Source organism: Povalibacter sp., from assembly GCF_036520495.1.
GTDB lineage: Bacteria > Pseudomonadota > Gammaproteobacteria > Steroidobacterales > Steroidobacteraceae > Steroidobacter.
The window spans coordinates 1-20,459 of record NZ_DATDJO010000028.1 but is presented as its reverse complement, the minus strand read 5'-3'; the positions used below and the strand labels follow the sequence as shown (position 1 = coordinate 20,459).

Below are 20,459 nucleotides of genomic sequence, written 5' to 3'. Positions count from 1 at the left end.
TTGCCGTTTCTCGGAGCCCGCCGGTATTCTCCCGGCGGCGAATCGAGATCTATTCGCCATCAAATCTTAAACAGGGTCCGCCTCAATGGCAGTTGAAACCTCGATCGCAGAGATCGCTGCCCTGCGGCGCGATCATCCCGATATCCGCTTTGTCGACGTGCTGCTCGCCGATCTGTGCGGCATACCGCGCGGCAAGCGCGTAACGATTGAAGAGCTCGCGCAGGTCTACGACGGGGGCTTTCTGCTGCCCGGCTCGATGTTCGCGCTCGACGTCCATGGCGGAACGATCGAGGCGACCCACCTCGGCTTCGACGAAGGCGATGCGGATCGTGCGTGCATCCCGGTGCCGGGCACGCTGTTGCCCGTTCCCTGGACGAATGAAGGAGTGGCGCAGGTACAGGTCTCCATGCGAGACAAGGACGGCAGCCCCTTCTTCGGCGATCCGCGCCATGTGTTGAGCAACGTCCTGGAGCGATTCCGCAAGCTCGGACTCACGCCCGTCATCGCCGTCGAACTCGAGTTCTATTTCGTCGACCGCGAGCGAACCGTCGCCGGACGGATTCAACCGCCGCGACTGCCGCAGACGGGACGCCGCGAGTACCGCACGCAGATCAACTCCATGGCGGATCTGAACGAGTACTCCGCCGTGCTCGCAGATATCAGCGCAGGATGCGCAGCACAGCGCATCCCGTCAGGCACGGCGCTCGCCGAGTACGGGCCCGGTCAGTTCGAAGTGAACCTGCATCATTCGGCAGATGCGCTGGCCGCCTGCGACGAAGCCATTCGCTTCAAGCGACTGGTTCGCGGCGTAGCGGCGCGCCAGGGCATGGAAGCGACGTTCATGCCCAAGCCCTATGCCGAGTTCGCCGGCAGCGGCGCCCATCTGCATGTCAGCCTGCTCGATGCGTCCGGCGCCAATGTCTTCGCGTCGGAAGGCATCTGTGGCAACGAAACACTGCACCACGCGATCGGCGGGCTCGCGGCGACGATGGCCGATGCGATGCTCGTATTCGCTCCGACCATCAACTCCTATCGTCGCTATCGACCGGAAGCCTATGTTCCCCTGAACCCGACCTGGGCCTGCAACAATCGCGGCGTGGCCCTGCGCATTCCCGTGAGCTCTGCGGAAAATCGCCGGGTCGAACATCGGGTCGCGGGCGCGGATACGAACCCATATCTGTTCACCGCGGCGATTCTTGCCGGCATCCATCACGGCATCACACAGAAGATCGACCCCGGCGCTCCACTGGCGGGCAATGCATACCGCGACAGCAATGCCACGCTGCCTATCACCTGGCCGGAAGCCGCCCTCGCCTTCGAGCGCAGCACGTTCATACGCGAGTACTTCGGCAGCGGGTTCCAGAATCTGTTTCTGACGACGCGCCGTGGCGAATTGCGCGCCTTCGAGCTGAACGTGTCGACGCTCGAATACGACTGGTACGTCACGACGAGCTGACACGATTCCATGCGCAGCGCACACATCGATTCCTACTACGCCGCGTCGGCCAATCCCGCGCCGGCGCATCCAGCGCTTTCAGGCACCCTCGATGTCGATGTCTGCGTCGTCGGCGGCGGCATCGCCGGCTGTTCGACGGCCCTGCATCTCGCCGAGCGCGGCTACCGGGTCGCACTGGTCGAATCGAAGCGCATCGCCTGGGGCGCATCGGGACGCAGCGGCGGACAGGCCATCGCCGGCTATGCCTGCGGACAGCAGAAGCTCATCAATGCGCTCGGCATCGATGACGCGCGCAAGCTCTGGGACATTTCTGTCGAGTCGATGGCACTGCTGCGTGATCGCGTCGCCCGGCATTCGATCGACTGCGATCTTCAGTGGGGACAGATGAATGTCGCCATCAAGCCGCGCCAGCGCGAGGCGCTGCAGGCGGAACAGCACGATCTTGAAGAGAAATTCGGCTACCGCCAGCTGCGTTTTCTCGAAGGGCCTGAAGTCCAGGCATTGCTCGCAACTCAGCGTTACTGCGCAGGCCTCTTCGACAGCGGCAGCGCGCACCTGCATCCGCTGAACTACACGCTCGGGCTGGCCGCGGCAGCGCAGGCCGCGGGCGTGCAGATCTTCGAAGGAACCACAGTGACCCAGCTGCAGCATGGCGAGCCGGTCACCGTGAAGTGCAGCACCGGCAGCATCCGGGCACGCTTCGTCGCCTTGTGCTGCAACGCCTATATCGATGGACTCGCACCGCAGCTCGATGCGCGCATCATGCCCGTGGGTACGTACATCGTGGCGACCGAACCGCTCGGCGAAGCGCGCATGACTGCGCTGATGCGGGAGAACATCGCCGTCACCGATATCAACTTCGTCCTCGATTACTTCCGTCGCTCGGCCGATCACCGGCTGCTGTTCGGCGGCCGCGTCAGCTATTCGGGCCTGGATGCCTTCGACACGAAGAGCGCCACACGCAAACGCATGCTGAAGGTCTTTCCGCAATTGTCCGACGTGCAGATCGAATACGCGTGGGGTGGTTACGTCGATATCACCATGAGCCGCGCCCCTGACTTCGGCCGCATCGCACCGAATGTGTACTACCTGCAGGGATTCTCAGGCCACGGGATCGCGCTGACGGGAATTGCCGGCAAGCTTGTCGCCGACGCCATCGCAGGTCAGGCAGAACGCTTCGATCTGTTCACGAAAATCCAGCATCGGAAGTTTCCGGGCGGGACTTTATTGAGAACGCCAGCGCTGGTACTGGCGATGCTCTGGTATCGGATGCGAGACCTGCTCTAGCCCGGCGCCGGGCTAGAGGGCTGCTGGCTCTAGCCGACGACTTCCTCAGTCCCCGGCATACATCGATCCGCTAGTGCATGTCTCATGCACGACCACCTTGCTCAGCAACGGCAGCACGCGTTTCGTTTCTTCCCAGACCCAGCGCGCCAGATTCTCGCTGGTCGGATTCTCGAGTCCGGGGATCTCGTTCAGGTAGTGATGATCGAGCCGGTCGTAGATGGGTTGAAACGCCGCTTTCACATCGGCGAAGTCCATGACCCAGCCAGTGCGCGGATCGACAGCGCCGCTCAGGTGCAGTTCGATACGAAAGGAATGACCATGCAGCCGCGAACACTTGTGGCCGACCGGTACGTTCGGCAGTCGATGCGCAGCTTCGATCGTAAAGGCACGAAATATGTCCATCGAATTCCCGACGCTCCAGACGACGACGCCGCGCTCGAGGCGCGGCGTCAGGGCGAATCAAAGTCAGCGGCGACGATCAGGCGGCTTTGCGCCGGCGCGAACTCTTTACACAACTGCAGGTACCGCAGGTACAGCGAATCGTAATGCAATCACTGCATACGGCAAAATCGACCGAACCGAAGTGGCGACGACAGTGTTCGCAATACGGTTTGCGGCGTCCACCGCGCGCAATGCGATAGGAATCGACTCCCGCTGCGTTCTCTGTGCCCTGCGCGTCGGGGCACTGCACGATATCCTTGCTGACGATCGAGCGCAGGAAGGTCGTCGCTGACATCGAGCCCAGCTTGAACAGCCGCATCTGTTCCTTGGCCAGACCCATCTGCGCGACCGGATCGTAAATAACGACACCCAGCTTGGGATGGAACTGAACCTGGAACGGATCGGCGCTCATTAGCGTGCACTCTATGGTTGCCCGGCCAAGCGGCCGGACGAAATCTCAAAATCTCGCGCTGGGGGTGACTACGGGAACCCGTAATGCAGCGGCAATTGTGCTGCAACGCAAGAGTAATAATCAATCGGAGACTGCGCTCTGCGTATACAAAAGTACGCCTAAGAACGGTCTCTTGTCCGTTCGTAGCTACCGAAGTGCGGCTGGGAACGCGGTGATTCGAACGAATTGGCGCTGAATTGCGGCGGAACCACAATTTTCGCCGGGTCCGTCAAAGTCAGCAGGTAACACTGGTGAATCTTCGGACTGCGCTTGAAATCCCATGGCAATGTCGCAGCCGTTATATTTTCGACGGTGAACGCCGCCAGCGCACTGAGGTCCAGCCTGAAACGCGTGAAGTTATTTGAGAACACGATCACACCGCCAGGCGCCAGCAGGCCCGCCGCGAGCATCAGCAATGTCACGTGATCGCGCTGCACATCGAAATCGTCTTCCATGCGCTTCGAGCGTGAGTGGGTGGGCGGGTCGATGAACATGAGATCGAAGCGACGCGACATGCCCTGCTGCTCCCGCAGCCACGCCATGCAGTCTTCCTGCACGAACTCATGCTGCGTCTGAGCCAGATCATTGAGCGCCAGGTTGCGCTTCGCCCATTCGAGATAGGTGCGCGACATATCCACGGTGGTCGATGAACTTGCGCCGCCGCCGACGGCATGGACCGTTGCCGTACCCGTGTAGGCGAAGAGATTGAGAAACTTCTTGCCGCGCGCCATCTCGCCGATACGCTGCCGCGTCAGGCGATGATCGAGAAACAGTCCCGTATCGAGATAGTCGTGAAAGTTCACGAAGAAGCGATACGCGCCTTCGCGCACTTCCTCGAACTCACGCTCGTCTCCGACCTTCTCGTACTGCGCGACACCTTTCTGCTGCCGACGTCTGCGTAAATGAATCCGCTCAGTGGGCAGAGCAAGTACACCCGGAATCACGGCGAGCGCTTCACGACGCCGCGCTTTTACGCGCTCTGGCTCGATCGTCTTCGGCGCCTCGTATTCCTGCACGCACGCCCATTGATGGCCGGCGCCGTCGCCATACAGATCGATGGCGAAGGCGTACTCGGGCATGTCCGCGTCATAGGCGCGGTAGCAATACACACCTTCGCGCTGCGCCCAATCGCTGGCTGCCTTGAGATTCTTGCGCAGGCGATTCGCGAACATCTGCGCGCCCGGCTGATTGCGAATTTCCTCTTCCTGCTCGGCGGTTCGCGGCGGACGTGCGGCGCCGCGATACTCTGCCGGCTGGATGTCGAACCGCAGCAGGCGACATTCGATGCGACCGTTGAACAACGTGTGGCTGCGCTTGGCATTGATCCCCAGCGACTTGGCCAGCGGTGGGTTGCCCGTGAAGACAGCGCCCTTCCAGCCTTCGAAATTTTCGCGCAGCTTCTCGCCCAGTAATTCATAGAGCGACTGCAACCGTTCCTGATCGCCGATGCGCTCGCCATACGGCGGGTTCACGACCACCAATCCGGTGGAACCGCTTTCCCGCACCAGCTGATCGAGGTCGCGACGCTCGACGTGAATGAAACTACGCAGGCGTGCGCGCTCGATGTTCTCGATGGCAGCACGTATCGCGCCGGGATCCTGATCGTAGCCACGCAGCACGACGCGTTGATCCAGCGTCGCATCACGTCGCTCGCGCGCCTCTTCCAGCAAACGCTGCCACAACTCGCGATCGTGGCCGAGCCAGCCGATGAAACCGAAATAACTGCGCATCGATCCCGGGGCGATATCGAGCGCCATCAGGGCCGCTTCGATCGGCAGCGTGCCTGAACCACACATCGGATCGACCAACTCGCCACCGGCTTTCGCGATCGCCGGCCAGCCGCAGCGAAGCAGGATCGCCGCAGCAAGATTCTCCTTGAGCGGCGCTGCGACGCCGCGCGCGCGATACGCGCGACGATGCAGACTGTCGCCCGAGAGATCCAGGCTCAGGGTCGCGCGATCGCGATCCAGCCTGACGTCGATGCGGATGTCCGGCTGTTCGAGTTCGACCGAAGGCCGCTCGCCCGTACGTTCGCGCATGAAGTCGACGATGGCATCCTTGGTCTTCAGCGCACCGAAGTGCGTGTGCGTGATGCCGCTGGTCGCACCCCCCAGATCCACCGCCAACGTTCCCGTCGGTTTGATGTGCTGCGACCAGTCGATCGCCTTGACGCCTGCATACAGCGCTTCCGGCGTCGGCGCCTCGAACGTCCCGAGCGGCATGAGGATCCGGCTCGCCGTGCGCGACCACAGACAGGCGCGATAGGCCGTTTCCAGCGAACCTTCGAACTGCACGCCCAGTTTGAACTCACGGCATTGAGTCGCGCCGCAATCGCGCAACTCAGCCGCGGTCAGGTCGGCAACACCCAGGGGACAGGAAGCAAAGAACTGCATTTAGGGTTTCACAGAAGCAGGATTTCAGACGGAGTTCACGGAGGGCACGGAGCAGGGAGAATCAAGAGGAACTTCTTTCCTCCGTGCTCTCCGTGAACTCCGTGTGAGATGCCTTATCTCTTCGTATGGCCATCGAGGGTCATGATGGGTCCATACAGCTCGGGGCGGCGGTCGCGGAACACTCCCCAGGCATTGCGATAACTGCGGATCGCTTCGAGATCCAGCGTGGCGGTGAGAATCGTTTCGCTGGATCGGTCTGCCTGTTGCAGCAGGGCGCCGGTCTGATCGGTGATGAATGACGAACCGTAGTACGTCACCGTCCAATGTTTGCCCTTCTCGGTGCCGATTCGATTGGACGCCACGAGCGGCATGATGTTCGACGCCGCGTGTCCCTGCATGGCGCGCTGCCAGTGATCACGCGAGTCGATGCTCGGATCCTGCGGCTCCGCACCGATGGCGGTGGGATAGAAAAGAATTTCGGCGCCGAGCAGGGCCATGGCGCGTGCGCTTTCCGGGAACCACTGATCCCAGCAGATTGCGACGCCGATGGTGCCGAAGCGCGTCTTCCACACCTGGAACCCCGTATCACCCGGCGAGAAGTAGAACTTCTCGTGATAGCCGGGGCTCTCTGGAATGTGCGCCTTGCGATAGGTTCCGAGCACGCTGCCGTCCGCATCGACGATCGCGACCGTGTTGTAGAACGCATTACCCTCGCGCTCGAACACGCTCGCGGGCAGTACGACGTTCAGTTCACGCGCCAGCGCCTGGAATTTGCGCACCGCCGGATTGTCCGCGATGGGCTGCGCCAGATCGAAGTACGACGGATCGTGCTCCTTGCAGAAGTAGGGCGTCTCGAACAACTCCTGGATCAGGATGATGTTGGCGCCCTGCTTTGCCGCCGCACGGATCACGCGCTCCGCCGTCGCGAGATTCTCTTCGCGATCTTCGGTGCAGACGAACTGGGTGGCGGCGACGGTGACGAGCATGGTGACGGGAATGACGAAGGTGACGAGGGTGACAAGGGTAAGAGAGACGGAGCCACCCCGTCACTCTCGTGACTCACGTCACTGTCGTCACTCTCAGAACGTCGGCGGCGTGCTTGCGCTGATGATCTCACACGGTTCCGTGCCCGCGTTACGGAATCTATGCGGCACCGCGCTGGAAAAGTAGTACGCATCTCCCGGACCGAGAACGCGACTCTGTCCGCCGACCGTCACTTCGAGCCGACCCGTGAGCACGATGCCACCCTCCTCGCCCTTGTGACTCAGCATGTCACCGCCCGTATCCGCATCGACCCCATAGGTCTCATGCATGATGGCCAGGGCACGATTCGGGCGCTTGGCGGCGACGAGCCGGAAAGCGATGTTGCCATCGCCGATGTCCGTCATTTCGTCACGGCCATAGAACACCTGCGGTTCCGTCTGCAGGTCGAGGGTGAAGAATTCGGCCAGCGACATGGGAATGCCATCCAGCACCTTCTTGAGGGAACTGATCGACGGGCTGACGCGATTCTGCTCGATCAGCGAGATCGTCCCGTTGGTCACGCCGGCCCGTTTCGCCAGTTCGCGCTGGGACAGGCCGTACATCATCCGCACGTTCTTCAGGTGGGTTCCCACATCGATCGTCATACCGCATCCTCTCAGCCGAAGTGTTTAGGATAATTGACAGCCGAGGACCCTGGCCAGCTGATTTCCTGCCGTAATTGAGCGTGCTGTCGAATTTTCTTATCATCCCCACCCCTTCCCCGGAGTACCGCCTCATGTCCGCACAGCCATCTCGCGCCGATCTCGAGGCGCTGTGGATGCCGTTCACGGCCAATCGTCAGTTCAAGGCCAGTCCTCGCCTGCTCGCGCGTGCGGAGGGCATGCATTACTGGACCGCGGACGGCCGCAAGATTCTCGATGGGGTGGCCGGGCTGTGGTGCGTGAACGCCGGACACGGGCGCCGCGAGATCACCGATGCGGTCAGTCAGCAGATCGCGGAGCTGGATTACGCGCCGCCCTTTCAGATGGGGCATCCCACAGCGTTCGAACTCGCCAATACACTGGTGAAGCTCACGCCGGGCGATCTCGATCATGTGTTCTTCACCAACTCCGGCTCCGAATCGGTCGACACAGCACTCAAGATCGCCATTGCCTATCAACGCCTGCGCGGCGAAGGCACTCGTCAGCGATTGATCGGCCGCGAGAAGGGCTATCACGGCGTCGGCTTCGGCGGTATTTCGGTTGGCGGCATGGTCAACAACCGCAAATTCTTCGGCAGCATGCTGCCGGGCGTCGATCACCTGCGGCATACACTGGATCTCGAGCACAACGCCTTCTCGCGCGGCGTTCCGCAATGGGGCGCGCATCTCGCGGACGATCTGGAACGCCTGGTCGCGCTGCACGATGCGTCCACCATCGCCGCCGTGATCGTCGAACCGGTGGCCGGCTCGGCCGGCGTCGTGCTGCCGCCAAAGCACTACCTGCAACGTCTGCGCGCCATCTGCGACAAGCACGGCATCCTGCTGATCTTCGATGAAGTCATCACCGGTTTCGGTCGGTTGGGTGCGCCGTTCGGTGCGCAGTATTTCGGTGTCGTCCCCGACATCATCACCTCGGCCAAAGGACTCACGAACGGCGCGATTCCCATGGGCGCGGTGTTCGTACGCAAGCAGATCTACGACACCTTCATGAATGGCCCTGAGAACGCGATCGAACTGTTCCATGGCTACACGTATTCGGCGCATCCAGTCGCCTGCGCCGCAGCACTGGCGACGCAGAAGATTTACGCACGCGAAGGCCTGTTGACGCGCGGTGCCGAACTGGCGAAGCAGTGGGAGGACGCAGTGCATTCACTACGCGGCCTGCCGCATGTGATCGACGTGCGCAACCTGGGACTCGTGGCAGGCATCGAACTCGAAGCGCGCAGCGGCGCGCCGGGAACCAGGGGCTACGACGCATTCCTCAAAGCGTACGAGAAGGGAATTCTGGTGCGTTTCACCGGCGACATCCTGGCGCTGTCGCCGCCGCTGATCATCGAACCCGCCCAGATCGATGAGTTGATCGGCGTGCTGAGCGCTGTATTGAAAGAAATCGCCTGACAAAAAAAGGCCCGACCGCCAGGTCGGGCCTTTCTTGAGATCGCTGCGCTGCCGTCTTACCAGGGCAGCGTGGTGGAGACCGAGAAGATCACGCGGTCGTCTGTATCCGCGTTGTCGATGTCGGTATCGACATACCTCAATGACAGATCGAACTTGTTGAGGGTGTAGCTGACGCCGACCGAATAGTCCACGTAGTTCGAGACGCCGTACGCCGATTCCACACCGTCGCCATCGCTGTAGCCCGCGTGCAGATCGAGCGTGAAGTTCGCCGGCAGCGGGATCGCGGCATTACCTTCCAGGTAGATCGCACTGTCATTCGTATTGCCGAAGTCGTTGGAATACCAGAGCTTGCCCGAGAACATCCCGTAGCTCAGGCCACCGTAGATTTCCGGATAGTTGAAATCCGACTCTTGCGGATAGGCGTAGTAGACGATGCCCACGTCCCAACCCAGACCATCTTCCTCGCCACCCGAGAAGCCGGTGTACAAGTCGACTTCATAGTTCGGGTCGCCAGGTCCGAAATCCACATTGCTGGCCCACGCGCCCACATACCAGCCACTGTCGTCGGCCCAGTCGATGCTCGCCTGCAGCGCCGGATTCTCATCCGTCTGCGTGAAGCCACGGAAGTCGTAGTCGCTGGTTGCCGTGATCGTTGAGGAAATCTCAGCAGCGGCTGTTCCTACCCCCAGCAGTCCAGCCAGGCCCAGCACCATGTGCGGAGCAAGCATTGTTCGGTATCCCATACTGATTCCTCTTGTAGCGAGAAAGAAACACATCACTTGCGTGACGAAAGCGGCCGAAGGTTAACCCATTCGGAGTCCACCGGAGAAATCAGATGCGGGCAAACAACAGTCAGCATTGCATTGGGCAATAAAAAAGGCCCCGACCAATGGTCGGAGCCCTTTTTCGCCGGGACGAATGGGGCTTATTGACCCCAGGGCAGTGCGGTGCCGATCGAGAGGATGACGCGGTCATCCGAGCCCGAAGCGAAATCCGCCGTCACCCACTTGAGACCCAGGGTGATGTTGCTGGCGCTGTACGACACGCCGATGGAGTAGTCCTTGTACGAGTTGTCGCCGAACAACGCCTCGATTGCATCGCCATCGCTCAGACCCGCATGCAGGCCGATGGTGACCGGGCCGGCGGGAATGCCGAGATCGGCGTAGACATAGGTACCCGCTTCATCCGTCGCACCAAAGTCGCTGCTGTAGTACACGCCGCCGCTCAGGATGCTCCAGGAAGCCTTGCCGTACACTTCCCAGAAATTGAGATCCGAGGCGCTCGGGTACGCGTAGTACACGCCACCGACATCGAATCCAACATCTCCCGCCGCAAACTTGAAGCCCGTGTAGAGATCGACTTCGGTGGAGGGGTCAGGCGTGCCGAAATCGACATTGCTGCCCCAGGTGCCGGCATAGAAACCACTCTCATGGGCGTAGTCGATCGAGAGCTGAACCGCAGGATCTTTCTGCGTCTGCGAGATGCCTCGATAGTCGTAGTCACTGACGATGGCGGCCGTGCCAGTGACTTCGGCGTGAGCGGCACCCGCCATCGCAACCAGACCCAGTGCTGCCAGTAGCCTCACATTTCGCATACAACTCCCCTTGTGTGGTGAAAATGAAACGCGCCACGCCATCGCGACACCTGTTGCTGAGCTTCTGCGGCTGCGATGCGAGTCGTTTGGTGTTTGAACGCAACAATTACCGCTGCTGTATACCTATGCAGCAAGCGTGCCACGCACCCGGGAGCGGAGCTGATCACGCAAATGCGCGATGCACTGAAGGAATCCTCATGCGTAGCACGCGCGTTAAAACACACAGGGATGGGATTTCGGACCCGCCAATGCAGCGACCCGCTGAATGCAGGCGCCCGCCGGGGACACGACTGGACACCAGAACGGAGCACTTTGTGCGCGGTACCAGTGCGGCGATGCATGGGAAATGCACCGCTACGATGCGCAGGCGTCAGGCGCGTTACGGCTCGTAGATCACATAGAGCTTGCGGGCCGCCTCCAGCACCTCCCAGGTGCCTTCAAAGCCCGCTGGAATGACGAAAGTGTCGCCTGCACTGAACTCGCGCACAGTGCCATTCACCTGAGTGATACGCACGCGGCCCGCGGTCATGTGACAGAACTCGTTCTCGCTGTAGCGGATCCGCCATTTGCCGGGCGTGCTTTCCCAGATGCCGCTGAAGAACTTGCCGCCCTCGTCGGAAAACACATTGCTGGTCCTGTGCTGCGGCGAACCTGCCAGCAATCGATCGTCCGCCGGTGCCGAGAGCGTCACCTCTGCGGCGGCGGTCGCGAAATCAACGATGCCGGACTGGCTGGTCAGATTGACGTCGGTCATGACGATGTCCGCAAGACACACGATAGGGATCTCGACTTTAGGAGGGCTGCTGGCCGCTGGCTACCGGGACCGGCGCTGATGCGCCGGTCCCATTGCCCGTTGTCGTCAGGCGTTATTGATTCGTCTGCGCCACTGCCGTGGGGGACGCGGTGGTCACCGGGCGAATCGCGAGACTCACCCGCCGTTCCCAGGCATAGGCTTCGACGTCGTTCGCGGCTGCCGTAGTGAGATCCTCGCCGTGCGCGGTCAGACGAATCTGCTCGGGCGCGGCGCCACCGCGGACCAAGGCTTCGCGAACGGCATCAGCACGTCGCAGTGACAACTCCAGGTTCTGTTCCGGGGTTCCGCGCGGATCGGCAAATCCATTCACCTGGATCTCGAGCTGTGAGTACGCAGCCACCAGCTTGCCGAGACTCGCCAGTTTCTCCGCCACGTCGGCATTGATGTCCGCGCTCGCCGTGCGAAACATCACGTCGGCATGCAGCTTCCCGGCGAGCTGATCCAGCATTTCATCGCCACCCCTGCGCTCGCTCGCCTTCGCCAGCGCGATGCGCGTGTCGATCAACTCACGCTCGAGGAGCGCAGCATGCTGCGCGACCTGCTGCGCATGCAGATCAGCCCGCTTCGCCACACCGATGCTGTCACCCATGATGCCGCCGACGAACAGGCCCACCGCCGCGCCGATCGGACCACCCACGACCGCTCCGATCGCAGCACCCGTTCCCATGCCGACACCCTCTTCCTTCGTGAACTTGTTCTCGCCCGCGTTCGCCACGCCCGAAGTCAACGCGATGGCCACCGCACCGATCAGTACTTTGTTGAACATGACTTGTCTCCCACACCGTTCGTCGTTGCAGCAGGTGACGATTTACCCGTGGGATCTATTCAAGGCCCGGATGCGGACGCAAAGCCGCAGGCCGAATGGCGGGGCAACGATGCTTGATGGCAAATTGTGGCGGGAGAATCAGAAGAAGAAGCGAAGATCTCCACGGGGGACACGGGGCAACACGGGGTCGGAGTTTTAAATCTTCTTACCCTGCGCTGTCCCGTGATCCCCGTGGAGATTCTTTTCCTGGATCTACAAGGTACTGCAGAGATGCCCGCCATCGACCACGAGCGTCGATCCGTTCATGTAGCGCGAGGCATCGGATGCCAGGAGCAGCAATGGTCCGTCGAGATCTTCGTAGTTGCCGACGCGCCTCTGCGGAATGCGTCCGATGAGCGCGCGACCCGGCTCGGTGTCGAAGAAGCCCTGGTTGATCTCTGTGGCGAAATAGCCAGGCGCGATGCCATTCACGCGAATGCCGTAGCGTGCGAGCTCCAGCGCCATGCTGCGCGTCAGTTGCGTGAGACCCGCTTTCGACGCCGCGTAAGGCGCGATATGACCGGCCTGACGGAAACTCAGGATCGATTCGATATTGATGATGCTGCCGCCGCGTTTGTGATCCCGCATCTGCCGTGCGACTTCCGTTGCCACGAGGAATGCGCCCTTGAGGTTCACATCGACGACGTCGTCCCAGTCACGCTCGGTCTGTTCGAGCACGCTCTTTGCGACGGACGTACCCGAGTTGTTCACCAGGATGTCGATGGGACCGAGATCGCGGGCAATCGCTGCAACGGCCGCGGTGACCGAAGCTGCGTCCGTGACATCGAGCTTCGATAGCGCAGCGACACCACCTAGCGCATCGATTTCTTCCGCCAGCGTCGCGAGCGCGTCAGTGCGCCGGGCGGCCAACCCGACCTTCGCACCCGCCCCAGCAAGCACGCGCGCGAAATGCCGACCCAGGCCACTCGATGCCCCCGTCACCAGCGCAACCTTGCCCTCGAGCGTTCGATGAGAAGTCATCCGCTACCCCTGTATTTAAAGGACGTGCAGCATAAGACGGAAGCCACGACATTCCCAACAAGACCGACGTTATCGCGACCCAACGAAGCGTTAGGAACCCAGTCTGTTTTCTTATGCAGCCTTCATCCGCCGGTCGCTAGACTGCGCCGTTCTTCATTCGTCTTTCCGTCACGACATCGCCATGCAACTCAGAGCCCTTCTTTGCGCCATCCTCGGCATCGCATTCGCTCCGGGCATTCCCGCCGCAGAGATCCTCAATGCGTCCTACGATGTCTCGCGCGATCTGTTCGATGAAATCAATCCGGCATTCGTAGCGCAGTGGCAGGCCCAGACGGGCGAGTCAATCCGGGTGCGCCAGTCGCACGGCGGCTCGTCCAAGCAGGCCCGCGCCGTGGCGGAAGGCCTGCGCGCAGATGTCGTCACCTTCAATCAGGTCACCGACATCGACCTGCTGCAACAGCGCGGACTCATCGGCGCCGGCTGGCGCCCGCGCCTGCCGCACGGCGCATCGCCCTACTATTCGCTGCCCGTGATACTCGTGCGGGAAGGCAACCCAAAGAAGATCCGCGACTGGTCGGATCTCGCGCGACCTGGCGTGCAGGTGGTCTTCCCGAATCCCAAGACCTCGGGCAATGGCCGCTACACCTATCTCGCCGCATACGCCTTCGCACTGGACCAGCACAAAGGCGATCGACAGCAGGCGGCCGTCTTCGTCAGCAAGCTGCTCGCGAATGTACCTGTGTTCGATACCGGAGGACGCGGCGCCACGACGACGTTCATCGAGCGTGGCATCGGCGATGCCCTGGTGACGTTCGAATCCGAGATCACCACGATCCGCAGGGAATACGGCAAGAGCCATCTCGACGCCGTGATCCCTTCAATGAGTCTGCGCGCTGATTTTCCGGTCGCCGTAGTCGACAAGGTCGTGGACAGAAAAGGCACCCGCAAGGTCGCGTCCGCGTACCTGCAGTTTCTGTTCTCCCCCGCCGGTCAGGAGATCATCGCGAAGCATTACAACCGCGTCGACGATGCGGCGATCAGCAGGAAATACGCACAGCAGTTCCCGCCCGTGAAACTGGTGACGGTCGAACAGGTGTTCGGCAGCTGGGATGCCGTCACGAAGGAACACTTCGCGAATGGCGGGATTCTGGATCGCGCCCTGGTGAAGGCGCCTGCGCGATAGCGCACAAAGCACCACGCGGATTGCCACGCGTCAGGGACAGAGTGCCTGCAGGGCCTCTGTGAAATCCGGCGGCTTCACGATCAACGCATCGCAGGGAAGGTGTTCCAGAACGTCTTCGGCCGTGCTGCCGAGGAAAGCGCGCCTCAGACCGTGACGCGACAGCGCGCCCATCACCAGGATGTCCGCGTGCAGATCGCGCGCGGCTTGCGGCAGCAGCTGGGCCGGTCCACCGGTCCGCACATGAGTCCGGTCCGGATCGATACCGAAGCGCGCAGTCAGCTGCTCCACAGCGTGCGTTTTCTCCGCATGTTCGCGCCCGAGATCCTCTGGCGACACCGCCAACGCCCCGACCGGCTCCTTGCCCACGGCCGCGGCAATGATCGCCATCGGGATCGTGGCGTGGAGAGCATGCAATTCCCCACCGAGTTGCTGCGCCAGACCTTGCGATAGCTCGAGGATTTGCTGATCGAGCAGCGCTGGTTTGTCATTCGCGTGACCAGGATCGATTGCGGCCACGATCCTGGGCTTCTGCCCCCACGGCGCCGGCTTGGCAAGAAGCAATGGCACCGGGCAGGCACGGATGAGCCGCCAATCGGTGTTGGTGAGGAACGTGCGCCGCGCGAGCGAATGGTGGTGCGTGTCCTTCACGACCAGATCGGCATTGCTGCTGCGGATCTTTTCGATCAATCGCTCTGCGAGCGGATCACCCACATCGACCTCGACATCCGCATCGATACCCTGATCACGTAGCGGCTGTGCCAGACGCTGCAGCAGTTCGCGAACATCCGCAATGATCGCACCTCCCGGATCGCGCATCCGGGCTGCCAACCGGGCTTCGCGCGCCGCGCGCGTATCGCAGACGAAGAGCTCCACCCTTGCATTCATGCGGCTCGCGAGCAGCGCCGCCTTGCTCAGGGCAGGATGCTCCGTCGCCGTGGGATCGACGATCACGAGAATGTTGTGGATCCGGCTCATGGTAGGCCCCTTCAGTTTCCGGCGGTCCCGTCATCATCCAGGCGCGTGCGATCACGCACCGGTCCGCGCATGCGCGAAAGGTAGTCGGCGACTGCAGTAAGCTCATCGAGCGCCAGGCTGTCGAGGAACCTCACGAGATCCGGCTCGACGTTGTGCCGATGCCAGCTCGCCAGACCACGCGTCTGCCGCAACAGGTAGGTGTAGTGCTGGTTGCGCAATGACGGCACGAAGCCATCATCGTCGCCGCGCGCATCTTCTTCATGGCACGACGCACACTGCTCCTGGAAAATAGCCTCACCCAGCTCCACGCCTTCACCATCGCCAGTCTCGGGAAACGCCGCGACCGGCAGGGAGTTCACGTAGGCCGCGATGTCGACCCACTGCTGAGGCTCACGGATTGCCGCGCGCGCCACGACAGCATGCATGTCAGCGCTTTCCCGTTCCATTTCCGTGAAGTCGGCAAGCTGCTTGATGAGGTAAGCGCGGCGTTGACCAGCCAGCGCCGGGATGACGCGCGCCGAGTCACCCAACGCCTCGGAACCGTGACAACTGCGGCACTGCTGCGCATAGAGCCGGCCACCACGTACCGGATTGCTGTCGAGCCGCAGCGCCCTCTGCACCAACTCGTCCACGCGCACAGGCGACGCGGCTGCAGGCAGCACTCCCGCGACCGCGCACATCATTGCAAGCGGCGATACCCACCCCAGTACGTAACCCGTCATCTGCTTGCCCTTCACCATCGAACCCTGCGACCCCCTTGCCTGTGGAATGCCGCGGTCTATCGAGCATCCTTCCAAACCCGCGGCGTGTTTCGCGGTGGGTCGCCGCGACGAACAAGAACCGTTGATTGCTCAGGCGCTTTCCGACACGTCACGAACCAGCAGCAGCGGCACGGTCGAGGTACGCAACACCATCTCGGCATCGCTGCCAAGCACTGCGCGCCTGGCGCCGCGACGACCATGCGTCCCCATCACGATCAGATCTGCAGGCCAGCTGCGCACGGCCTCCAGAATCAGCTTCGAGACACTGCCACCCACGGTTTCGATCAATTCAGGCTCGACCTCGACACCTGCTGCGCGTACGACTGCGGCGGCCTCGTCGAGAATTTTCCGCCCGTTGGCGCACATCGATTCCAGTACCGGCTCGTAGAGCTGCACCGGCGCATAGACCGGATCGAAGATGAACTCGTTGACGACGTGAATCAATTTCAAGCGGGCGCCCGTGACCTGCGCCAGCCGTACGGCTTCCTGCAAGCCACGCATCGAAGGCCCGCTGCCATCCACCGGAACGAGGATTCGCCGATACATGTGGAATCTCCACGACCGCTCATTGCGCATCAATGATGCACGGCGGCCGGCCACGCACGCAGCGTGGGTTCCACGGAATGGTTACGTACTCCCGGAACGCTGCAACCGCTGCGCCGCGGTTCAAAGCGCCTGCCCAGCCGGAAAGGCTTAAAAGCGGTAAGGGGCCACGGCGCAATGCCTTGCGGATGCGGGGCGGAATGGAATGGTGGCTAGGGTGGGACTCACATTCCGTAAAAGAGGGCTTATTTTTCAGAGGTTTGGAGCGCCCTGGTCGCGACGTACCCCTGGGTGATACCCCTGCTCAAAAAATGTGATCCTGGGTTCGAGTCCCTACTCAAAGATTCCCCCGTGCGAACGCACTCGCGAATATGAGCTAACTCTTGATCCAAGTTCAAGATTTTGGCGCGAAGGGAACTCGTCCTTCGGCGAGACGTCACAGTAATGGTTACTACTTGGCTAAAACTTGGGCGAATTCTGTACACTGATCGCTCGCCACGGAACCGACCATGCCCACCGCCAATGCCGCTTTGTTCAAGACCGTCGCAAAAGATGACGCCCTAGAGTTTTGGAAGGGCAATGCCCTCGACTACGGACGCCTGCGCGAATTCACCGGTTTTGGCACCGAAGATATTGCGCGCATGACCGGGCTTTCCAAGAATTCAGTGCGCTTCGATGAGCGAGCACCGCCCGAGGTGCAAGAGCACATGGCGGCCATCGCCAATATCTGTAATTTAGTGTTTGAATTCTTCGATAGCGATCTGAAGACGAAACTGTGGCTGCAAACGCCCAACCCAATGCTGGGTTACTCGCGTCCGCTCGATCTCATTCGATTGGGACGTCACCGTAAGCTGCTGCGATTCGTAACCGAGGCGCTCAAGGACGAGGCCGCCGCGCGTGCCGTCAAAGCGAAGCAGAAAGCTTAACTTCCGCATCGGTCGAGGCGACCCGGCGTTGGCACCGGGCGAGTTGCTGCTCGAGATGATCACTCCGACGCAGCTGCGCGCCTCGCGACTTCGCGGAGAGCAGATCAGCGAATACCAGTCGCGGCAGTTCTATGAACTCGAAGCGCAGCGTGTCACGCATCAGGACAAGATCCGGAGCGCGCTGCAAAGTGTGGCAGGAATCAGCGTGCCGTTGGACGGTTGGTGTCGTTCGATCAAGCTTTGCTACTCACATGTACCGCTATCTTGCGTGGGCAGCCTTAAGCAAAGTGGGCGCTTTCACTATGGCGCTGATTTGGGCGAACGCTTCCCCGCATTTCCCGCGCTCTACCTCGCCGCCGATCGACCGACCGCTCATTGCGAAATGGTGGGGTATACGCGCAAGGGCGAAACAACCAACGGGTTCACTGCTGAAGAGCTGGCCATGCAAAGCGCGACCAGTATCGCGTGGCTTGCCATCAGCGGCGTCGTGAATAATGTTTTTGATCTGACGCAGCCAAAGAATCTAAAGCCATTTGTCGAAACTACTAAAGGCTTCAAATTCACAAGCGACTTTCGCAAGTTCGAACGCGCCTGCAAGATCCGGCCAGTGCGCTTGGCGAATACCACCGCCGTACTGGTGATTACCTTTATGGATCCGGCGTGGCGCGCAGTCCTGCAGTACGCCGATGTACCAGCCAATGGTCAAGTGTTCGGACAGCTCGTCGCTTCGGCGGGCTTTGATGGAATCAAATATCGATCCACACGAACCCGCGCGGATGCCTTGGTGGTATTCCCCCGCAATCTGTCGAACGGCGGATCGGTTGTGCGCGTAACGGACTCAGCACCAGGCTCTCAGTGCACGGAATTGAATGCAGACACTCATGCAGATGCAGAGCGCGAACAGCGGTGAGGGCTGATGCAGCACAACCGCTGCGCTTTTGTCAGCGAGCAACCTTAAACGTACCGCTAATTCGCAACGGCATGATGGTGCAAGAGTCGGTCACAACCGCTTGGTTCGTAGTCACAAGGTCGGGCCGGAGCGCCAAGAACGAAATTTTTAAGTTATTGATCTTATTAGCATCTGCTCGCGGGCGTCCGTTGCCGATTCATCCGAAGAGCAGAATAGAGCACCAGAAAGCAGCACCGGGTCCCGCAAAAGTCCCGCAACCTCCTGGCTAAATGGTTCGTAGAACGAACTATCGTTGGATCGGGCCGGCACGTTCGCCCTGCTCAGGCGTTCGCACGTCACCTGCACTCTCTTTTTGATAGGGCTGGCCCCTCTTAAAAGGAATTGGGTCTGTTGAAGCACTATTAAAATTAAGGCTACTAGGCTTTAATAACGACCGCGCGGCTAAAAATCATTGTTGTAGGTGTTCCGATGAACCGCAGTCCTTTTGGTGAGTATCAGGAGTCCACCACTCTGGGCGAGACCGTGCGCGCGTTTGTGCCGCCCAACCTACCCCCGCTTCCCACCCTCGATTTCTCCCCAAGCACGCAGGCCGCACTGGATCGGGCACTTCTCACCCTGGGTCGCCTGGATGGCGTCGCGACGACGCTGCCGGATGCAGACCTGCTGCTCTACACGTTCGTGCGCAAGGAGGCAGTGCTGTCCTCGCAAATCGAGGGAACGCAGTCCACCCTGGACGACCTGCTGCAGCATGAGGTGGATGCCGTTCCGAATGCGCTCACCGAAGATGTTCGCGAGGTATCCCGTTATGTCGATGCCTTGGGGCATGGACTGGACCGCATTCGTGGTGGGTTCCCGCTATCCAACCGTCTGCTGCGCGAAATGCACGCGATCCTACTCACCGGGGGACGCGGAGCGCAGAAGCAACCTGGGGAGTTTCGTCGAACCCAGAATTGGATCGGTGGCACACGACCTGGGAATGCCTCGTTCGTGCCCCCTCCCCCACTGCGCCTCGACGACTGCCTGAGCAACCTTGAGTTCTATCTGCACTCGCCAGGCAATCCAATTGTTAAGGCGGCCATCGGGCACGTTCAGTTCGAGACGATCCACCCATTCCTGGACGGCAACGGACGCGTCGGCCGCCTGCTCATCACACTCTTGCTTTGCTCCGAGGGCATTCTGTCGAAGCCGCTGCTCTACCCGAGCCTCTACTTCAAAGAGCATCGCCCAGCCTACTACGATGAACTCAATCAAGTGCGCAGCAGTGGGGACTACGAGCGATGGATCGACTTCTTCGCCGAGGCGATCCGCCACAGTGCTCAAGTGGCCATTACGACCGGGCAGCGTATTTCCAGAGTATTCGCCGAAGACCGAGCGCAACTTAAAACCGTGCCCAGAACCGCGGGCAACCTACTGCTCGTTCAAGAGGTCCTGCAAGCGAAGCCGGTTACCACCATCGCCGCGGTAACTAAGGCGACGAAGCTCACCACACCGACGGTCACGGCGGTGTTGAAGGAACTCGAAAGCCGCGGAATCGTCAAGGAGACGACCGGTCGGGCGCGCGATCGCATCTTTGTGTATTCGCGCTACATGGATGCGATGGCAGCGAATGAAGAAGTTACTTCGGAGTCGCAGACCGAGTAGCCTGCTCCCTCGCCGTAGCTCCCCGTCATGATCATCATCATGATGACGATCATGATGAATGAACAACTTCTGCTTTCGACCCAATATAGATATTCCGTCTCGCTTTCCGTGATAGTGAATACGGCTGGCAGGTAACTGTCAGTGAGGGCGGGACTGCACCGGCGAATTACGAATATTTCGACCCAAACATTCGATGTTCACCGCTTTGGCTTCGAA

The 20,459-nt window shown here is 61.0% G+C and carries 20 protein-coding genes; 7 read left to right on the top strand and 13 right to left on the bottom strand.

Translation table 11 applies throughout. The annotated features are described in order from the left end of the window. The first annotated feature begins 85 nt into the window (after nt 1-85). Complete coding sequence (locus tag VIZ63_RS10220; protein WP_331609484.1) at nt 86-1,456, top strand: glutamine synthetase family protein; 1,371 nt, start codon at nt 86-88, stop codon at nt 1,454-1,456. Nucleotides 1,457-1,465: 9 nt separating this feature from the next. Further along, complete coding sequence (locus VIZ63_RS10215; protein WP_331609483.1) at nt 1,466-2,743, top strand: FAD-binding oxidoreductase; 1,278 nt, start codon at nt 1,466-1,468, stop codon at nt 2,741-2,743. A 45-nt stretch (nt 2,744-2,788) separates the two neighbouring features. Here the strand turns inward: VIZ63_RS10215 and queD are convergent, their stop codons facing one another. From queD to VIZ63_RS10190, 5 genes are all read right to left on the bottom strand, one after another. Then, on the bottom strand, nt 2,789-3,145 hold the full coding sequence (gene queD, locus VIZ63_RS10210) for a 6-carboxytetrahydropterin synthase QueD (protein ID WP_331609482.1): 357 nt from the start codon (nt 3,143-3,145) through the stop codon (nt 2,789-2,791). A 76-nt stretch (nt 3,146-3,221) separates the two neighbouring features. After that, nucleotides 3,222-3,596, bottom strand: a complete 375-nt coding sequence (locus VIZ63_RS10205; RefSeq protein ID WP_331609481.1) for a hypothetical protein — start codon at nt 3,594-3,596, stop codon at nt 3,222-3,224. Nucleotides 3,597-3,754: 158 nt separating this feature from the next. Continuing rightward, nucleotides 3,755-6,028 carry a bifunctional 23S rRNA (guanine(2069)-N(7))-methyltransferase RlmK/23S rRNA (guanine(2445)-N(2))-methyltransferase RlmL gene (gene rlmKL / locus VIZ63_RS10200; protein WP_331609480.1) on the bottom strand — a complete coding sequence of 758 codons (2,274 nt, stop codon included), beginning with the start codon at nt 6,026-6,028 and terminating at the stop codon, nt 3,755-3,757. Nucleotides 6,029-6,141: 113 nt separating this feature from the next. Then, nucleotides 6,142-7,014 (bottom strand): N-carbamoylputrescine amidase, encoded by an 873-nt coding sequence (gene aguB, locus VIZ63_RS10195; RefSeq protein ID WP_331609478.1) that lies wholly within the window; start codon nt 7,012-7,014, stop codon nt 6,142-6,144. A gap of 93 nt (nt 7,015-7,107) precedes the next feature. Continuing rightward, on the bottom strand, nt 7,108-7,656 hold the full coding sequence (locus VIZ63_RS10190; protein ID WP_349261164.1) for a cupin domain-containing protein: 549 nt from the start codon (nt 7,654-7,656) through the stop codon (nt 7,108-7,110). Nucleotides 7,657-7,787: 131 nt separating this feature from the next. On the opposite strand from VIZ63_RS10190, the gene VIZ63_RS10185 reads away from it, so the two are divergent. Further along, complete coding sequence (locus VIZ63_RS10185) at nt 7,788-9,110, top strand: aspartate aminotransferase family protein (protein ID WP_331609477.1); 1,323 nt, start codon at nt 7,788-7,790, stop codon at nt 9,108-9,110. A gap of 56 nt (nt 9,111-9,166) precedes the next feature. Here the strand turns inward: VIZ63_RS10185 and VIZ63_RS10180 are convergent, their stop codons facing one another. From VIZ63_RS10180 to VIZ63_RS10160, 5 genes are all read right to left on the bottom strand, one after another. Beyond that, nucleotides 9,167-9,853 carry a TorF family putative porin gene (locus tag VIZ63_RS10180; protein ID WP_331609475.1) on the bottom strand — a complete coding sequence of 229 codons (687 nt, stop codon included), beginning with the start codon at nt 9,851-9,853 and terminating at the stop codon, nt 9,167-9,169. Nucleotides 9,854-10,035: 182 nt separating this feature from the next. Beyond that, nucleotides 10,036-10,704 carry a TorF family putative porin gene (locus VIZ63_RS10175; protein WP_331609474.1) on the bottom strand — a complete coding sequence of 223 codons (669 nt, stop codon included), beginning with the start codon at nt 10,702-10,704 and terminating at the stop codon, nt 10,036-10,038. Nucleotides 10,705-11,083: 379 nt separating this feature from the next. Next, on the bottom strand, nt 11,084-11,458 hold the full coding sequence (locus VIZ63_RS10170; RefSeq protein ID WP_331609473.1) for a cupin domain-containing protein: 375 nt from the start codon (nt 11,456-11,458) through the stop codon (nt 11,084-11,086). Between the two features lie 112 nt (nt 11,459-11,570). After that, complete coding sequence (locus VIZ63_RS10165; RefSeq protein WP_331609472.1) at nt 11,571-12,284, bottom strand: OmpA family protein; 714 nt, start codon at nt 12,282-12,284, stop codon at nt 11,571-11,573. Nucleotides 12,285-12,536: 252 nt separating this feature from the next. Continuing rightward, nucleotides 12,537-13,304 carry a glucose 1-dehydrogenase gene (locus VIZ63_RS10160; RefSeq protein ID WP_331609471.1) on the bottom strand — a complete coding sequence of 256 codons (768 nt, stop codon included), beginning with the start codon at nt 13,302-13,304 and terminating at the stop codon, nt 12,537-12,539. Between the two features lie 181 nt (nt 13,305-13,485). On the opposite strand from VIZ63_RS10160, the gene VIZ63_RS10155 reads away from it, so the two are divergent. Beyond that, nucleotides 13,486-14,487: a sulfate ABC transporter substrate-binding protein gene (locus tag VIZ63_RS10155; RefSeq protein WP_331609470.1), complete on the top strand. Its 1,002-nt coding sequence runs from the start codon at nt 13,486-13,488 to the stop codon at nt 14,485-14,487. 30 nt (nt 14,488-14,517) lie between these two features. Here the strand turns inward: VIZ63_RS10155 and VIZ63_RS10150 are convergent, their stop codons facing one another. The 3 genes from VIZ63_RS10150 to VIZ63_RS10140 all read right to left on the bottom strand — a co-directional run bounded on the left by VIZ63_RS10150 (nt 14,518) and on the right by VIZ63_RS10140 (nt 16,769). After that, nucleotides 14,518-15,462 (bottom strand): universal stress protein, encoded by a 945-nt coding sequence (locus VIZ63_RS10150; RefSeq protein ID WP_331609469.1) that lies wholly within the window; start codon nt 15,460-15,462, stop codon nt 14,518-14,520. 11 nt (nt 15,463-15,473) lie between these two features. Next, nucleotides 15,474-16,202, bottom strand: coding sequence for a c-type cytochrome (locus VIZ63_RS10145; RefSeq protein ID WP_331609467.1), 729 nt, complete (start codon nt 16,200-16,202; stop codon nt 15,474-15,476). Between the two features lie 111 nt (nt 16,203-16,313). Then, complete coding sequence (locus VIZ63_RS10140; protein WP_331609466.1) at nt 16,314-16,769, bottom strand: universal stress protein; 456 nt, start codon at nt 16,767-16,769, stop codon at nt 16,314-16,316. Between the two features lie 506 nt (nt 16,770-17,275). Between VIZ63_RS10140 and VIZ63_RS10135 the strand changes: the two genes are divergently transcribed. From VIZ63_RS10135 to VIZ63_RS10125, 3 genes are all read left to right on the top strand, one after another. After that, complete coding sequence (locus VIZ63_RS10135) at nt 17,276-17,692, top strand: antitoxin Xre/MbcA/ParS toxin-binding domain-containing protein (protein WP_331609465.1); 417 nt, start codon at nt 17,276-17,278, stop codon at nt 17,690-17,692. Beyond that, nucleotides 17,664-18,602, top strand: coding sequence for an RES family NAD+ phosphorylase (locus VIZ63_RS10130; RefSeq protein ID WP_331609464.1), 939 nt, complete (start codon nt 17,664-17,666; stop codon nt 18,600-18,602). Before VIZ63_RS10135 ends, VIZ63_RS10130 begins: the two co-directional genes overlap by 29 nt. A gap of 468 nt (nt 18,603-19,070) precedes the next feature. Further along, nucleotides 19,071-20,243: a Fic family protein gene (locus tag VIZ63_RS10125; RefSeq protein WP_331609463.1), complete on the top strand. Its 1,173-nt coding sequence runs from the start codon at nt 19,071-19,073 to the stop codon at nt 20,241-20,243. The last annotated feature ends 216 nt before the right edge of the window (nt 20,244-20,459 follow it).

Coding starts and splice junctions, on each gene's coding strand:
- VIZ63_RS10220 (WP_331609484.1), top strand. CDS start 86: ATGGCAGTTGAAACCTCGATCGCAGAGATCGCTGCCCTGCGGCGCGAT.
- VIZ63_RS10215 (WP_331609483.1), top strand. CDS start 1,466: ATGCGCAGCGCACACATCGATTCCTACTACGCCGCGTCGGCCAATCCC.
- queD (WP_331609482.1), bottom strand. CDS start 3,145: ATGGACATATTTCGTGCCTTTACGATCGAAGCTGCGCATCGACTGCCG.
- VIZ63_RS10205 (WP_331609481.1), bottom strand. CDS start 3,596: ATGAGCGCCGATCCGTTCCAGGTTCAGTTCCATCCCAAGCTGGGTGTC.
- rlmKL (WP_331609480.1), bottom strand. CDS start 6,028: ATGCAGTTCTTTGCTTCCTGTCCCCTGGGTGTTGCCGACCTGACCGCG.
- aguB (WP_331609478.1), bottom strand. CDS start 7,014: ATGCTCGTCACCGTCGCCGCCACCCAGTTCGTCTGCACCGAAGATCGC.
- VIZ63_RS10190 (WP_349261164.1), bottom strand. CDS start 7,656: ATGACGATCGATGTGGGAACCCACCTGAAGAACGTGCGGATGATGTAC.
- VIZ63_RS10185 (WP_331609477.1), top strand. CDS start 7,788: ATGTCCGCACAGCCATCTCGCGCCGATCTCGAGGCGCTGTGGATGCCG.
- VIZ63_RS10180 (WP_331609475.1), bottom strand. CDS start 9,853: ATGGGATACCGAACAATGCTTGCTCCGCACATGGTGCTGGGCCTGGCT.
- VIZ63_RS10175 (WP_331609474.1), bottom strand. CDS start 10,704: ATGCGAAATGTGAGGCTACTGGCAGCACTGGGTCTGGTTGCGATGGCG.
- VIZ63_RS10170 (WP_331609473.1), bottom strand. CDS start 11,458: ATGACCGACGTCAATCTGACCAGCCAGTCCGGCATCGTTGATTTCGCG.
- VIZ63_RS10165 (WP_331609472.1), bottom strand. CDS start 12,284: ATGTTCAACAAAGTACTGATCGGTGCGGTGGCCATCGCGTTGACTTCG.
- VIZ63_RS10160 (WP_331609471.1), bottom strand. CDS start 13,304: ATGACTTCTCATCGAACGCTCGAGGGCAAGGTTGCGCTGGTGACGGGG.
- VIZ63_RS10155 (WP_331609470.1), top strand. CDS start 13,486: ATGCAACTCAGAGCCCTTCTTTGCGCCATCCTCGGCATCGCATTCGCT.
- VIZ63_RS10150 (WP_331609469.1), bottom strand. CDS start 15,462: ATGAGCCGGATCCACAACATTCTCGTGATCGTCGATCCCACGGCGACG.
- VIZ63_RS10145 (WP_331609467.1), bottom strand. CDS start 16,202: ATGGTGAAGGGCAAGCAGATGACGGGTTACGTACTGGGGTGGGTATCG.
- VIZ63_RS10140 (WP_331609466.1), bottom strand. CDS start 16,769: ATGTATCGGCGAATCCTCGTTCCGGTGGATGGCAGCGGGCCTTCGATG.
- VIZ63_RS10135 (WP_331609465.1), top strand. CDS start 17,276: ATGCCCACCGCCAATGCCGCTTTGTTCAAGACCGTCGCAAAAGATGAC.
- VIZ63_RS10125 (WP_331609463.1), top strand. CDS start 19,071: ATGAACCGCAGTCCTTTTGGTGAGTATCAGGAGTCCACCACTCTGGGC.